Annotated in this window: 12 protein-coding genes; 1 reads left to right on the top strand and 11 read right to left on the bottom strand. The window is 33.3% G+C overall.

Annotated elements, in window-relative coordinates:
- Positions 1–80 precede the first annotated feature (80 nt).
- Entirely contained in the window at positions 81–1,418 is a 1,338-nt protein-coding gene (locus CN514_RS05860) for a D-serine ammonia-lyase (protein ID WP_098231792.1), read from the bottom strand.
- Positions 1,419–1,582: 164 nt separating this feature from the next.
- On the opposite strand from CN514_RS05860, the gene CN514_RS05855 reads away from it, so the two are divergent.
- The gene (locus CN514_RS05855) at positions 1,583–2,776 is read left to right on the top strand and encodes a chromate transporter (RefSeq protein WP_098231791.1); all 1,194 of its coding nucleotides are present in this window, start codon (positions 1,583–1,585) and stop codon (positions 2,774–2,776) included.
- 136 nt (positions 2,777–2,912) lie between these two features.
- Here the strand turns inward: CN514_RS05855 and CN514_RS05850 are convergent, their stop codons facing one another.
- The 10 genes from CN514_RS05850 to CN514_RS05805 all read right to left on the bottom strand — a co-directional run bounded on the left by CN514_RS05850 (position 2,913) and on the right by CN514_RS05805 (position 15,864).
- The gene (locus CN514_RS05850; protein ID WP_098231790.1) at positions 2,913–4,460 is read right to left on the bottom strand and encodes an alpha/beta hydrolase domain-containing protein; all 1,548 of its coding nucleotides are present in this window, start codon (positions 4,458–4,460) and stop codon (positions 2,913–2,915) included.
- A gap of 179 nt (positions 4,461–4,639) precedes the next feature.
- Complete coding sequence (locus CN514_RS05845) at positions 4,640–5,761, bottom strand: glycerate kinase (protein ID WP_098231789.1); 1,122 nt, start codon at positions 5,759–5,761, stop codon at positions 4,640–4,642.
- Between the two features lie 12 nt (positions 5,762–5,773).
- On the bottom strand, positions 5,774–7,996 hold the full coding sequence (locus CN514_RS05840; RefSeq protein ID WP_098231788.1) for a glycoside hydrolase family 65 protein: 2,223 nt from the start codon (positions 7,994–7,996) through the stop codon (positions 5,774–5,776).
- Complete coding sequence (locus tag CN514_RS05835) at positions 7,993–9,027, bottom strand: Gfo/Idh/MocA family protein (protein ID WP_098231793.1); 1,035 nt, start codon at positions 9,025–9,027, stop codon at positions 7,993–7,995. Before CN514_RS05835 ends, CN514_RS05840 begins: the two co-directional genes overlap by 4 nt.
- Positions 9,027–9,833: a sugar phosphate isomerase/epimerase family protein gene (locus tag CN514_RS05830; protein ID WP_098231787.1), complete on the bottom strand. Its 807-nt coding sequence runs from the start codon at positions 9,831–9,833 to the stop codon at positions 9,027–9,029. Before CN514_RS05830 ends, CN514_RS05835 begins: the two co-directional genes overlap by 1 nt.
- Positions 9,834–9,899: 66 nt before the next feature.
- Positions 9,900–10,958 (bottom strand): zinc-dependent alcohol dehydrogenase, encoded by a 1,059-nt coding sequence (locus tag CN514_RS05825; RefSeq protein ID WP_088014298.1) that lies wholly within the window; start codon positions 10,956–10,958, stop codon positions 9,900–9,902.
- Between the two features lie 37 nt (positions 10,959–10,995).
- Positions 10,996–11,847 carry a carbohydrate ABC transporter permease gene (locus tag CN514_RS05820; RefSeq protein ID WP_098231786.1) on the bottom strand — a complete coding sequence of 284 codons (852 nt, stop codon included), beginning with the start codon at positions 11,845–11,847 and terminating at the stop codon, positions 10,996–10,998.
- Positions 11,834–12,715, bottom strand: coding sequence for a carbohydrate ABC transporter permease (locus CN514_RS05815; RefSeq protein WP_098231785.1), 882 nt, complete (start codon positions 12,713–12,715; stop codon positions 11,834–11,836). The genes CN514_RS05820 and CN514_RS05815 overlap by 14 nt, the downstream gene beginning before the upstream one ends.
- A gap of 168 nt (positions 12,716–12,883) precedes the next feature.
- Complete coding sequence (locus CN514_RS05810) at positions 12,884–14,170, bottom strand: ABC transporter substrate-binding protein (RefSeq protein ID WP_098231784.1); 1,287 nt, start codon at positions 14,168–14,170, stop codon at positions 12,884–12,886.
- Positions 14,171–14,181: 11 nt separating this feature from the next.
- A complete protein-coding gene (locus tag CN514_RS05805) occupies positions 14,182–15,864 on the bottom strand; it encodes an alpha-amylase family glycosyl hydrolase (protein ID WP_098231783.1) in 1,683 nt (560 codons plus the stop codon).
- Positions 15,865–16,027 lie beyond the last annotated feature (163 nt).

Raw genomic sequence — 16,027 nt, 5'->3', positions numbered from 1 at the left:
TACAAATATATGTCAAATTATTCTGCATTAAAAGAATTTTTTCATTTTTAGAATATTAGTAAAATTTTACACTATCTATTTTATTTAAAAAGAGACCCTTTTTGATAGTACTCTTTCATCATTTTTTCTGGGACCATACTACCACCTGTAGCCCAAATGACATGGGTACTATTTTCCATTTTTTTCATTAAATTATTTTTTTGCAAATAATTTTTTCCTTCTTTAAATAATTTAATTGGACCAATCATACCGGCTAGTGCTGACGGTTCTAAATAAAGATCCTCAGTATCAACTAACTCTTTTAACATGGTGTATAGTTTTTCATCACTTATTGTGTAGCTACCGCTTAAAAAAGGTTCGATGATTTTTCCTACAAAGCCAGATGGTCGTCCTACAGCTAGACCATCTGCATCCGTTTTATTATCAATGCCAAAATCTTGTACAGAAACTTGATCGTGAAGTCCTGTCATTAACCCGATCAGCATACAAGGAGAATGAGTTGGCTCGGCAAAAAAGAAATGAACATTATCTTTAAATAAGAGTTTCAGACCAAATGCGACACCACCAGGTCCTCCTCCAACTCCGCAAGGTAAATAAACAAATAATGGATGATTTTCATCAATTGTAATGTTCAATTCTTCAAATTGCTTTTTTAAACGTGAAGCTGCTACTGCATATCCTAAAAATAAATCATTTGAATTTTCATCGTCTACAAAATAACAATTAGGATCTGCTTCTGCTTGAATTCGCCCTTCTTCTACTGCCTTACTGTAATCCGCTTCGTACTCAATAACATTTACGTTTTTACTTCTAAGTAAGTCCTTTTTCCATTGCTTTGCATCCGCAGACATATGTACGGTTACTTTAAAACCTAACTTTGCACTAATAATTCCAATGCTCATACCTAAATTACCTGTGGACCCTACAGCAATTGAGTAGTTTGAGAAAAAATCTCTAAAAATATCACTATCTATTTTTGAGTAATCATCTTCAATCGTTAATAGCTGATGCTTTATAGCTAGGCTTTCGGCATGCTTTAATATTTCATAAATGCCACCTCTGGCTTTAATTGACCCTGATATTGGTAAATGACTATCACATTTTAAAAATAATTCTCCTAATATAGTTTGTTGGAAGTTTTTCTCTAACGATTGTTTCATAGAAGGAATTTGTACTAAAGGAGACTCAATAATCCCTTTTGTATCTTTTGTTTCTGGAAAAACCTTTGATATATATGGGGCAAACCTTTTTAATCTTTCACCTGCGTCGTTTACATCATCTTGAGTAAGTGGTGATTTTTTAATTGCTTTTTGAAACGTCTCTAAATTTGGGTTCAACCAAAGGTATTCCTCAAAGTTCACCAGTTTTTCTAGTATTGGATTACTTTCTATATATCCCTGAATATCGATTCTCTCCATCCTATTTTCCTCCTTGCTTTAATCAGCTTATTTAAAGTTTAACAGATATTAAATTTTCTAAAATAGCTTTGATTGTTAATCTTTTGTAAATTCCCACCAAAAGAGATTGGTTTAGTTTTTGATTCAAACTATACTATTTCTATGTATCAGTTGTTGGAGGGAATATGAATCCTAATCATAAAAAAAGTAAGTTATATCTTTTGCTAGAAATACTTATTGTTTCTACTAAACTAGGCTTAACTTCTTTTGGAGGACCGATCGCTCATTTAGGTTATTTTCGTGAAGAATATGTAAAAAGGAAACAGTGGATTGACGATCAAAACTATGCTGACTTAGTCGCTTTGTCACAATTTTTACCTGGACCAGCAAGCAGCCAAGTTGGCATTGGTATTGGCTTAATACGTGCAGGGGTGTTAGGTGGCATTGTCTCATTTATAGGATTTACATTACCATCAGTCATTGCACTTATATTATTTGCATTATTACTACAAGATTTGGATATAAAAAATTCCGGTTGGATTCATGGATTAAAACTGGTTGCGGTAGCAATTGTTGCACAAGCCATTTTAGGTATGGTAAAGAACTTGACGCCTGATTTAAAAAGAAAAGCTCTTGCTTTGTTTGCAATGACTGCAACACTAATATGGCAAACGACATTCACTCAAATTGCTGTCATTTTAATTTCCTCAATCGTAGGCTATTTCCTATATCAGGATAATGAAAATAATGAAAAAACTACATTAATTACGAATATATCAAAAAAGTTTTCGATCATTTGTTTGTCCATATTTTTTATATTATTAGTTTTACTACCCTTAATTAGTTCACTTACTTCGTCAAAATGGATTTCTATATTTGATAGTTTTTACAGAGCAGGATCGATCGTATTTGGTGGAGGTCATGTGGTTCTCCCTTTACTTGAACGTGAGTTTGTTCCTACTGGATGGCTAAACAAAGAAACTTTTTTGGCTGGATATGGTATCACTCAGGCTGTACCTGGACCATTATTTACGTTTGCGGCCTATTTAGGCACTATAATGATGGGCTGGCGTGGAGGTTTAATTGCAACAATTGCCATATTTCTACCTGCATTCCTACTTATTTTAGGTACTCTCCCATTTTGGTCTAGAATGCGCCGTAATTCAACATTAAGGAGAGCTTTATTAGGTGTAAACTCAGCAGTAGTTGGGATTTTAATTTCAGCCTTTTGTAATCCAATATGGATTAGCTCTGTATTTTCGATTTTTGACTTTCTAATTATAGCGGTCTTATTTAGTATGTTAGTATTTATGAAATTACCACCTTGGATTATTGTACTTATAGGAGCCATTAGCGGAGAATTTGTATCTAGATTCTAAATTTAAAAAAATAAGTTGAATTACAGGTAAATTGTTCCTTGACCTTTCTTTATAATTAAATTAATAAAATAATAAAGACTGGCCTTTCCGTATATCAGAAGGGCCAGTCTGTTTCTTAATGATCCAATTATATCTCTTACTTTTTCTCTGTAGTTAATGGTTCCACTTCTTCTGCCGTTTTCAAATCAATAACTTTTGTTGGATTTTTTGGTATTGGAATCGTTTTGTTTTTAGGTGGTTGTTCTTTCTTTTCTACCCATTTTTCTAGTAATTCAAATGATTGATATACATATGGGAGTAGTGGTTGTAATTCTTTCTTTTGATCAGTTGCTATATTCCAAACTAGACTGTCTACATGATTCGCTTTATCTATAGTATAAAGACGATGATATTTTCCTTTCCCTGTTTCCTTAACTAATTGATCATATGGTTCGGCGTGAACGGAAGGGAAAATAAGTGAATCTAGTGACCCCGTTAAACTGATTAATGGTACATCAATATCACCAGTGTTCTGAATTTTTTTTATGTTTTTCTTAACCGATAACGGACGTTTGTTATAATCGTAGTCTTTAAAAATTGAATCATATTGGCGATCCCTAATGCCATTAATAAAATTCAAGTAGTTTTGCCATAGGATATGGTTAGGTGCGTTCGGATCAAACTCATCACGATAAATATTTAATGTAATAAACCAATAAACTTGGTCATGGTAGCTCCATAATTGTTCAGATCCCTTTGGTAATCCTGCTTTATACATTTCTTGAATTGCCTTCTCTTTTTCATTTCCTGATCCATATAATGCTTTTTCAGCGTTATTTACTACCGGTGTAAGTGAACTGATTAGGTTTGGATTATCCGCTCTCCATAAAACCCCTTCCCAATCAAGTCCCCCATCATATAAAGCCGGTTCTCCAGTTTTCTTTTTCGAATCATTTTCAAGTGCGTAACGAACAACATATCCTCCATTAGATATGCCCATTGCATAAGTTGGAATTTTGTGATCCTTACTCACTAACTTACTTGCTGGATTATCTTTTTCATTTTTATGTATTAATTGCTCTGCATGATTCTCTATTAAATATTTTTGAGCTGCCTTCGTCAATTCTCGAAAACGTTTATTCCATTCTGCAACACTGTCTTCTTCATCCGCAAATGCATTTTTAGATTTTGCAAACGAATCGGATGGATCTACCTCTCCTTGCGTTCCTTTGTCTGAAGCTGCGAATGCATATCCTTTTGCGAGTACATAATCACTAAATAATAAGTCGGTTGCTGTTTCACTTCTTGTCGCTGGAATTCCCGCTACTACTAATTTTCCATTCCAGTTTTCAGGAACACGAATGACAAACTTTGAATCTTCGAACATTCCATTAATTTGAGTTCCTTTAATTTCTGCAGGCTTATACATTTTATACCAGCCAGTCCCGGAATCCTTATTTCCCCAGTTATATGGAGCTAGACCAAGATTTCCAAACTCAGTAGCAGCACTGTATTGGATCGGATTTTTGGTAGTAAGCCAGTTTCCATTTACACCATCAAATACAGTAACTTTTACATCATGAGCTCCTGGGATTACGGTTGCTGAAGTTACCTCTGAATAAACTCTTTCTTTCGAAAAACTTACTGAAGGACTAGTAAATGTTAGAACAGAAACTGCTCCGAGTGCCATTAATTTTTTCTTCACTCTATCAATCTCCCTTGTAAAAAATTTCCTCCTTTTTACTTTCTATTCCAATTCAAATATACCTTCATCAAATATCATTCAATTCATCATTATACAAGCATTTATTCAGATCAAATAAAAAGGAGCCGAAATGACTGGCTCCATAAATGATAAATCTTTATCTAAAGATTTTATTTTACTTAGTTTAAAAGAACAGCAATATTTCTTGCAGTTCTTTCTATATTGTCAAATGCATTTTTCATTACATCTTCAATTGGTAAGATGGCTGGAATAGTTGGAAAAATAGCATCGATTCCGTGTTTATATAACTCTTCAATTCCATCACCGATACTACCACATATCGCAATAACTTTTGCATTTGATGGTGCACATGCAGCTGCTCCAACTGGCGCTTTTCCATAAATAGTTTGCCCATCCATTCTTCCTTCTCCTACAATTACAATGTCTGCATCCTTACATACTTCCACAACATTTAATTGTTCAAGAACAAGTTCAATGCCTTTTTTTATTGAAGCATTTGCGAATAAGATAAGACCTGCGCCCATGCCTCCACCTGCACCGCTACCTGGTACTTCTGAAACGGATTTGTTCATATATTGCTCTGCAATTGAATAGAAATTCTTCATCGCTTCATCCATTGTCGGTAATTGATTAGCAGTTAGACCTTTTTGGGGACCAAATATATATGTTGCACCATTTCTACCATTCAACGGGTTAACAACGTCTGCCGCTATCGTGATTTTTACTTTTTCTAAAAGCGGTGATTTATTTTTATCAGTCATTGAAGCTACTTTTAGTAATGCCTCACCATTGCTTTGGATTTCTTTTCCGTTTTCATCAAAGAATTGATAGCCAAGAGCAGTAGCCATTCCAATTCCACCGTCATTCGTAGAGCTACCTCCAACACCAATTATTAGCTCTGAAGCTCCACGTTCAATCGCATAAATCATCAACTCACCAACACCAAATGATGTAGTTTGTAATGGGTTACGCTTATCAAGCGGTACGAGATGCAAACCACATGCTTCGGCCATTTCGATAAATGCCGTTTTATGATCTTTAGAAAATGCTATTTTAGCTTGCACTGTTTCATTCAGAGGGCCAGTTACTTCAACACTTTCAATCTCGCCACCATTTGAAGCAATTAGTGCTTGAACTGTACCTTCCCCTCCATCAGCAAGTGGTAATAAATGATATTCTGCTGTTGGAAAAACTGAATGAAATCCTTTATGAATGGCTTTTGCTACATTCATTGCATCCAAGCTTTCTTTAAAGGAATCAGGTAAGATTACTACTTTCATTTGTCCTCCTCCTTAAAGTGATGCGATAATTTGATCTGTTAAGTTAAATAATTCTCCCTTAATTTCGATGGCAACTTCTGTATCAGTTTGTTTTGTTACTGTTACAGATTCGTGTGTAATTGAAATCTCAAGATTTGTACCTTGCCAATGAAACGGGAATGAAAGTTTGTCCCAGTTTTTAGGTAAGTTCGGATTAATTTTTAGCTTATTTGAATCCATCGTAACATTTGCAAAACCAAATATGGTTGCTAACCAATTCGCACCTAGAGATGCTGCATGTATTCCTTCATCTGATGATTTTGGATTTGGACCTAGATCGATTAAGCAAGCTTCTTGGAAGAATCGATAAGCATTTTCATTTTCTCCACATCTTGCAGCAACAATTGCATGGATGGCTTTACTAAGTGAAGAATCATGAATTGTATGCTCCTCATAATAGTGCAAATTCTGTTTAACAACATCCTCTTCAAATAAGTTAGGGAAAAGGTATAGTAGCATAACTACGTCAGCTTGCTTTAAAATTTGCATCTCATTTACTTCTTGACGTGAATAGTCAAAAAGAATTGCTTGACTACCTTGTTTTTGTTTATATTTTGATAAATCAATTTCTGGTTTTGATAAAAATGTATCATCTTGTGGAATAATATTTTCTGCATTTGGTCCTGGCAAGTAAAGTCGGTTTAGAAAATCCTTACCCCCCTCAATAATTTCAGCATCGATGTTATTATATTTTCCCATAAAACTCAAAGCTTGTTGAACATTATAATAAGCCATATAGTTCGTGTAAGCATTATTATTAATATGTTCAGTATATTCATCAGGTCCGATTACATCATTAATAGAAAGTGCTTGATTTTCTTCTGTCGTACGACTTATCCAAAAACGTGCTGTTTCTTTTAGTAATTCAAGCCCTTCATTTGCCATAAAAGACTCATCAAGTGTATTTTCATAGTATTGAATAACTGAATATGCAATGTCAGCAACAATATGATGTTCAGCAAGAGCTGAAGCTACTTTTTGACGTTTACCCGTTAGTATATTAATAGCTGCATATTCTGGCGTTTCTTCCATACCAGAAAATGCACTTTCCCATGGGAATAAAGCTCCAGAATAGCCATTTTTAGTAGCCTTCTCTTTTGCTTCTTTAATATGAAGATAGCGATATCTTAATAAGTTTCTTGTTACATCTGGATCAGTGAACAAATGAAACGGTGCAATAAAGATTTCCGTATCCCAGAATACATGACCTTTGTATCCTTCACCTGTTAATCCTTTTGCCCCAACGCTAAAGCGATCATCATGTGCAGGTGTCATTATTTCAATATGGTAAAGTGAAAAATCTAATGCTACTTGATCTATAGCTTCTTTAGAAGAAATGATTACGCGTTTCTTTTTCCAAAACTCATTCCATTTTATAGATGAGCTTACTAATAGACGATCGTAACCATTATCAAGATTTTCTTGAACAGTATGAATACTTGATAGTGCCGGATCTTCTACAGACAAGTCATTTGAAGTATAAACAGCACTTATTTTTTCTAATTCAAACGGCTGATCAACGACTAAATCATGTTTAATAATCGTCAAAAGCTGTCTGTTTTTAGCCACAAAAGAAACATCACTTTCACTTGAAACTTTACATGAAGTTGCCATTGCAATTGAGTGATCGCTTTCGGTTGTTCTATAGACAGCATGCATTATTTTTTTATCAATAACTCTTATGTTTTCTTCTAAAAGATGCTGTTTTCCAAAGTTAGACATTTGCGCATCGATACCAGTCGTAATTTTAATTGATGCACTACAATCTAAACTAACTATACTAACTCTAGATGCAAGTAAATGTAAATTATCTTTTGAAACGAAGCGTTGGAATTTTAAACAAAAGCGATTACCTTCTTTGTTTTTCCAGATAACTTCTTTCGTTAGTTCTCCATTTTGCAAATTTAAAGTACGGTCATAAGATAGTACTTCGCCTGTTAAAACAGAAAATATTTCATTATTTATTTCGATTTTTATGCCAACTAAATCTGGTAAATTGACTAGCTCTGTAATATCATTTGGTGTAAATTTATTATAAATACCTGCCACATACATACCACGAGTTTGTTCAGAATAATATTCCTCATGACTAGCACGTAAACCTAAGTACCCATTTCCAAGAGCCATGATTGTTGCATATTTATTTATATATTGTAAATCAAATTGTTTTTCATTCATTACATTTACTTCATTCATAAAGATACACTCTCACCTTTTTCAGCTGATTGATAGATCGCTTCAACAAGTCGTTGAATAGCATAACCTTGTTCTCCATCTGCTACCATAACGTTTTGTCCTAGGCAACGATTCACAAAGGCTGCCATACTTTTAGTATGACGGTCAGGGTCAGCCTCTTCTCTCTTTAATAGGGATACAAGCTCTCCTTTTTCATCCGTATAGATTTCAGCTGGGAACATTGTTGCACCAGCTTCTTCTCCGCATAATTCTACATTCATTTCTGATTTTTCTTTTATATTTAATGCAAAGGATGTTTCAAGCTGAATTAAACAGCCATTCTCTAACTCTATATAAGAAAATAAAGAATCTTCTACTTCAAATTTTGATGGGTCCCATTTACCAAATGCACCCTCATTTTTCTTAGTACCAATCTTCTGAAACATTTTTGCTGTAACTTTTTTTACTTTTGGATAATTCATAACAAAAAGTGCAGTATCAAGCATATGAATTCCTAAATCGATTAGAGGTCCCCCACCTTGAATTTCTTTATTAGTAAAGCTACCCCATCCTGGAATACCATTTCGTCTTAAAGCTTTTACTTTTACAAAATAAATTTGACCTAATAAACCTTGATCTATTTTTTCTTTTATAATCGTTACGTCATCAGCAAATCGATGATGAAAATCATAAGCAAGGATAAGCCCTTTTTCTAAAGCTGTTTCATGCATTTTTCTTGCATCCTCTGCCAAAATTGCAGGAGGTTTTTCACAAAAAACATGACAATTATTTTCTAATGCCTGCATTACATTTTCAAAATGAAATTTATTCGGAGTGCAAACACTTACAATTTCCGGTTTTTCATTCGCATACATTTCAGCAGCATCCGTGTAATAGGTAGGAATCTCATTACGCTCTGCAAAGCTCTTTAATGCTTCCTCATTTACACCGACTACGGCAACTATTTCTAAATCTTCTCTAGTTTTATAGTAAGCAACGTGAACTTTTTCAGCCATTTGGCCCCCGCCAATAATAGCTACTCTCTTTTTAATCACAATGCTTCACCCTTTAAAGCTTCTTTTATATGATGAAATGCTTTAATATATTCATCTTCTAAGTTATTTCCTCTTACACGACATTCAAATGTTAAAAAGCCTTCGTACCCATCTTCCTTAAGTTGGTTAAAATGCTTTTTAAAATCAAGAGATCCACTTCCTGGTTGGAAACGGTGGTTGTCTGCGATGTGAATATGTTCAACTAGATCACGATTAGCGTGAAGTGCCTCAGAAATACCATCTTCCTCAATATTCATGTGATAAAAATCTGCAATGATTTTGACATTTTTAAACTGATTATCTTCAATATATTTACGTGCATCAGCTAAAGTATTAATCATATGATCTTGATAGCGATTTAAAGGTTCTAAGTAAATAGTCGTTCCAGTTTCACCAGCGACTTTATCTAGAAATACTAATGAATCAGTAACTGCTTTACGATCTCCTTCTATGCTTCTTGGAGAAGACATAGGTGGTAATCTGAATGTAAACATTCCCCATGCTGCAGGTACAACGATCCCTTTTCCTCCAACCTCTTTTAACGCTTTTAGAATTTCTTCAATATCTGCTAAACCTTTTAAACGACGCTCTTCAATAAAATCACCAATCCAGCCATAATAACCACCACAAGCTGTCGTTACCGGTAAGCCAGTCTCAGCAATTGCTTCTGTAATCTCTTCTAAATGATCAACTAAAAACTTGCCATCGATTTCAAATCCTTCAAAACCAATTTCTTTTAAGTATTTAAATTTTTCTTTAATATTTTCTGGAAAAAATGCTTGATTTTGTGTTCCAATTTTCAACGAAATCCACTCCTAAACAGAAGGGAGTGTTATACACTCCCATGATTTTAATGATTGATATTCTTATTATTTTTTAAATTGAACACCCATCTTAATGCTTAGCTCGGGCTTTTGATCAACAAATTCCATATACGATTCAGCTACTTCTTCAAATGAAACAACTGGTTCAATTAAATCTTCACAATTTAAATAACCATTCATTAATAAATCCCAACAAGTATTTTCGATTCGTTTACGTGACCAACGTGGATAATCCGGGTTTGGTTCACTACTTCCTCTTGAAAATACAATTTTCGCATTGTTAAAATGTGCTTCACGACCAAGATTAAATCCTTCTGGGAAAGGTTTAGCAAAAGCTACATAAGAAATTGTTCCACCGTATGCAATTCCTCTTAGTGCTGCTTGAAGTGAACTTGATACACCACTTGTTTCAATAATTGAATCTGCACCTAATTTATTAGTAATTTTTTTAATTTCATATCCTAAATCGCAGTTAATTGGATCGAAGCAATAATCCGCTCCATTTTTTAACGCGATATCGCATCTATGTTGTAATGGATCTACACCAATTACAATACTAGCTCCAGCTTTCTTTGCTAACTGGATAGCAATTTGTCCAATTGCACCTAATCCTACAACTACTACATAATCACCCGCTCTAACATTTGCATCCCTAACTCCGCTCATTGCAAATTGTGCTGGATCATAATAAACTGCATTCTTCCATGATGAACCTTCTGGCATTTTACGTAATTTATAATTATCTACAGCATTTACGATTACAGTTTCCATGATTGGACCATAAGTACAAACTTGATCTCCTAATTTGTACTCAGTCACTTCATCACCGATTTCACAAATGCTACCTACAACCATATTTCCTAATTGAAATTCACCAAATACGATTCCACGAGCAGCTCCTTCTTCACGTGGCATAAACATTTTCCATTCTTCATTAAACTCTTCATCAATAAATGGACTAAGACCTCTAAAATCCACTACTTCAGTACCGTGTTTTGGTGATGCAAATTCGACTTTAATTTTTACTTCATTAGGTTGTACTGTACGATCTTCATACTCGACTAATGCTGCAACTCTTGGTTCAACTGCTACTAATTTTTTCATTTTTATTTCATCCTCTCAGTAAAAAATTGTTTTCGAATTAACCTTTAACTCCACCCTCTGTTAGGTTTCCTTTGATAAAGTGTTCAGATAGTGCGTACATAACAACTACTGGTAAAGCCGTGACTAAAGATGCTGCCATCATACGACCCCATACATAATCCGGAGTACTAAATAATGTATTTAAGCCAATCGGTAAAGTGAAGTTTTCCGAACTCGATAAGAAAATTGATGCAAATAAATAATCATTCCATGCAATCATAAATGCATATACGAATACAGAAATGATTCCCGATATTGACAAAGGAATAATAATATAGAAGATTATTTTTAATCGACTAAGACCATCAATCATAGCCGCTTCTTCTAAATCTTCAGGAATAGTATCAAAATAACTTCTTAACATAAAAATCGCTGTTGGTAGAGTTTGCACAATCATCGTAATAATCAACGCTATTTTTGTATCATATAAACCGAAACCAGAAATGATTTTAAATAATGGAACAACTAGTAAGATCCCTGAAAACATATAAACAGTGTAAAAACTAGCGTTTATCGTCACTCTTCCTTTAAACTTTAGTTTCGATAAAGCGTACGCTCCTAAAATACCAAGAACGACTGATAATGAAGCTGCGATTATAGAGACAATTAAACTATTTTTAAAGTAGTTTAAATAGGGGAAAATTGTCGGATTAAAAATATCAATATAATGCTGGAAAGTCCATTCGTGTGGTAATAATGTCGGATTTGTTGCAATTGCTTCTTTTGAACTTTTTAATGACGTCATTAGCATTACAAAGAATGGGAATAACATGATTCCTAATAAAAGGATTAAAACAACGTAAAAACTTGTTTTCTTAATGATCTTGCTTCTTTTACTACTTGCTGCCATTTAAGTTCACCCTCTTTCTTGATACGATAATTACAATGAATAATATGATGAATAAGATTACAGAAATTGACGAAGCTTTTCCTAAGTTATTGAAAGCAAACGCAGTTTCATATAAATAAATACCTAAAATATTTACTTTGTTTGTTAATAAGTAAACATCTGTAAACATGTAGAACATCCAAATAAATCGTAAAGTTAAAACCGTTAATAATACCGGCATAATCGCTGGTAAAGTTACAACTTTAAACTTTTGCCAAAGTGAAGCGCCATCGATATCAGCAGCTTCGTATAATGATTTATCAATCGTTTGCAAAATTGCTAAAAACGAGATAAAGGCGTAAGGGAAATACTTCCAAATTGCAAAAACAACTACTACTATAAAACTACTAACTGGATTATCAAACCATAATGGTGCACTTTTAACTAGATGGAAAACATCCTTACCTAAGTAATTGATAATCCCGTAAGAATTATTAAACATATATTTCCAAGCAAAAACTAATGAGATTGATGGTGTTACATAAGATAAGATAATTAATGAACGAGCAGTTTTACGAAACTTAAATGGGCGATTAAAGAACAGCGCTACAGCAAGCCCAAGTACTGTACTACCAACTACTGTTAAAACGGTATATAAAATGGTAATACCTAAAGATTTATAAAACTCAATATCTTTTATAACATCAGTATAATGAGATAAACCAACAAACTTAGCTGCTAATCTAGGATTAATCGGTTGATCGAAAAAGCTTATTTTAATATTTGATAACATCGGATATGCAACTAATAATAGTAGTAACAACATACTTGGTAAAAGAAGTATCATCGCTAATTTTATATCAGATCTTTTTTTGGCAATCGGTTTCATGTCTACCTCCTAAAAAACAATCTATTCCCTATCTGGTTAGATTGGTGATAAAAGAAAAGTTGTTTAAAAAGCAACTTAGCTTGCTTTTCAAGCGTTCGTACTTCATAAACAACTTTCACTAATTTAGAAATCAAATTACAATTACTAGGTATATTGAATTAAAATTAATTATTTTAATACACCTTTTAATTTTTCTTCTGCTTCTTTAATAGCAGAATCCACGCTTTTTCCACCTACAGTAACATCATTAATTAACTTAGCAACTGCACCTGAACTTGTAACATCACCCATTTTTAAGAAGTTCTTGTTATCAACAAGACCAAATACTTGAATGTTATCAAACGCGCTTGCGATTTCAGTTGAAAGCTCACCAAATGAATTTACAACTTTATTTTCTTTATATTCTTTGCTTTCTGTTACATCTTTATTTACTGGTTGAGATCCACCTGGAGACATTAATACTAACTTCGTATTATTTTCAGGTTTTGCAATAAACTCTACTAATTTTTTAGCTGCAGCTTTTTGATCATCATCTAAACCAGAAGAAATCGTGTAAGCAGATACTGTTCCATAAACTGCTTTTGTTTTTTCAGTTGGAATAACAAATCCAATATTGTTCGTTTTACCTTCTTCATACACTGCTGGAAGAATATAAGTTGAATAAACTGCCATAGGAGCAGATCCATTCATGAAAGCATCTTTTACTTCAGTAACATCATTTGAACCTGGCATTGTATATTTTGATAATTCTTTATAGTAGTTTAAAGCTTCTTTCATTTCAGGTGTATTTAATGTTAGATCACCTTTGCTATTGAACATATTTGCATTGTTTGATAAAGCGAATTGTGAGAAGGCTTGCTCAGAAAAACCACCTTCAACAGTAGGAATTGCAATACCGTATTTTTTGCTTCCACTATTTGTAAACGCCTTAGCAATCTTTAAAACATCATCCCAGTTTTTAGGTTCTGCGAAACCTTTGTCCGCAAGCATTTGCTTGTTATACCAAATACCTTGTACCCAACCACTAATAGGAACACCTGTATAATTTTTGCCGTCCTCAGTTTTTAAAAGCTTTAACGCACCTTCATAATACTTATCTTCTCCAACTTTAGAGATGATTGATTTAACTGCATCTTTATCAATTAATTCGTCCTTGTCCATCACTTTTGCATAGTCTTGTCCAACTTCAATTACTGCTGGAAGTTTACCAGAGCTTGCTAATGTTACAACCTTCGTATTATAAGCATCTTCCTCAACTGGAACTTGCTTTACTTTAATATTTGGATTTTCTTTTTCAAATTTTGAAATTAAATCTGTAATGACTGCTAATCTTTCTTGTTCAACAGAAGAATGCATAAATTCAATTGTTACTTTACCATTCTCTTTTTTCCCACCACACGCTGTTAATCCAACAGCTAACATTAAAACTAAGAACATACTTAATACTTTTTTCATTGTTCTGCCTCCTATTTTAAAGGTTTTAACCAAAGGAATTCATATGGATTTAAAGTAATGTTGTCATTAAATTCTTCTACAATTCCCGTAATAATATTCATAAATTTTCCGTTTAAATCGCAGTTCACTTGCTCATTTGATAGGTTATGAAGAATTACCACACTATCCTCTTCATTAACACGTTTGATCGCAAATACATTTTCATTTACTTCAAGTACTTCCATTTTTACGTCAGGATTAAATAGTTTTTCTTCTTTACGTACTTGGATAATTTTTGTAAGTTCTGTGAAAACTTTATTTCTTAATGAACCTTCTTCCATTAATTCCTTTTCAATCGTATCAAGTGCATACTTTTGACGATTAATTGAGCGATTCATTCCCGTTTTTTCAACACCCGCATAATCATTTCTAGAACCTAACATACTTTGGATGTAAATAGCCGGTACGCCTTGGAATGTTAATAAGATTGAATGCGCTAACAAGAATCTTTTTACTCTTAAATCATCACTGGTAGATTGTTTATTTAAAGCATCTAAATAAGTTACATTTATTTCATATGGACTTTCAGTACCATCTGAATTCTTCTTATAATTTACTAATGCTCCTTCTTCCTTTAACTCATCTACTAATGATAAAATTTCATCTTCTGAAATGATTCCACGAATCGGATTTAACCCAATTCCATCATGTGATGCTAAGAAGTTGAAGAATGTTGTATCTTCTCCAGAACCTTCTAGATTTTTTGCCCAATTTGTTAATACACTTCCATTTCCTTTATGAAGTGAATATAAAACTAATGGCGGAAGTGGAAATTGATAAACCATCTGTGCCTCATCATGACCATTTCCGAAGTAAGAAATATTATCTAAATGAGGTACATTTGTTTCAGTTATCATTACTGTACCTTTTGCTGCCTCATCTAATAAATCTCGGAATAATTTCACGATTTCATGTGTTTTTTCAAGATGGATACAAGAAGTACCAACTTCTTTCCACATATAGCCTACTGCATCCAGTCTCACATATTCCGCACCTTGTTCAAGGTAGAAAAGTAAAACATCAATCATATCTAATAAAACTTGTGGATTGCTAAAGTTTAAATCAATTTGATCGTCACTAAAGGTTGTCCAAATATACTTCTCTTCACCATTTGCTAATTTAAATTTTGATAGCAATGGAAGTGCTCTTGGTCTAGTTACAGAGCTTAGATCAACTGAAGGATCCATATCAATGAAATAATCTTGATATTTAGGATCACCGTTTAAGTATCCTTGGAACCATTCGCTCTTACTTGAGATGTGGTTACATACATAATCAAACATGATTCTTGCTGATTTCGATAAACTTTCAACATGTGACCAATCCCCTAACTCAGGATTTACTTTCTTATAGTCAACTACTGAAAAACCATCATCAGAAGTGTAAGGATAAAAAGGTAAAATATGAACAAGTTCAAATTTATCTGCTAAATGCTCATCAAACATCTTTTTAAAAGTTTCTAATGTTGGAATTCCCACTTCTTGGAACTGATCACCGTAAGTAATTAAAACTATATCTGATTCATCCCAATTTTGTTTTCTTTTTTTTGTAATGTTTATTTTAGCTTCTTCAATGCGTTTTACGATTGCACTATAAAGTTGATCAATGTCTTTGTTTTCATAAATATAAGCTAATCTTTCTTTAATTTTACTCATAAGATTCCTCCTTGTGGTATCGCTCCCACGAGATTAAAAAAATGCTTTGGTACCGCTCCCAAATTCAATATATTATAGTAAGCGCTTACTGTCAATTTAAAAAATTTACTTAAAAAATAAAATTTTTTGTAAAAAGTTTATTTATTTCAAAATAGTATGTATT

The sequence above is a fragment of the Bacillus sp. AFS001701 genome (assembly GCF_002559405.1).
Lineage (GTDB): Bacteria > Bacillota > Bacilli > Bacillales > Bacillaceae_G > Gottfriedia.
Note: the sequence above shows the minus strand (reverse complement) of the source record. Positions and strands in the feature narration are given on the sequence as shown.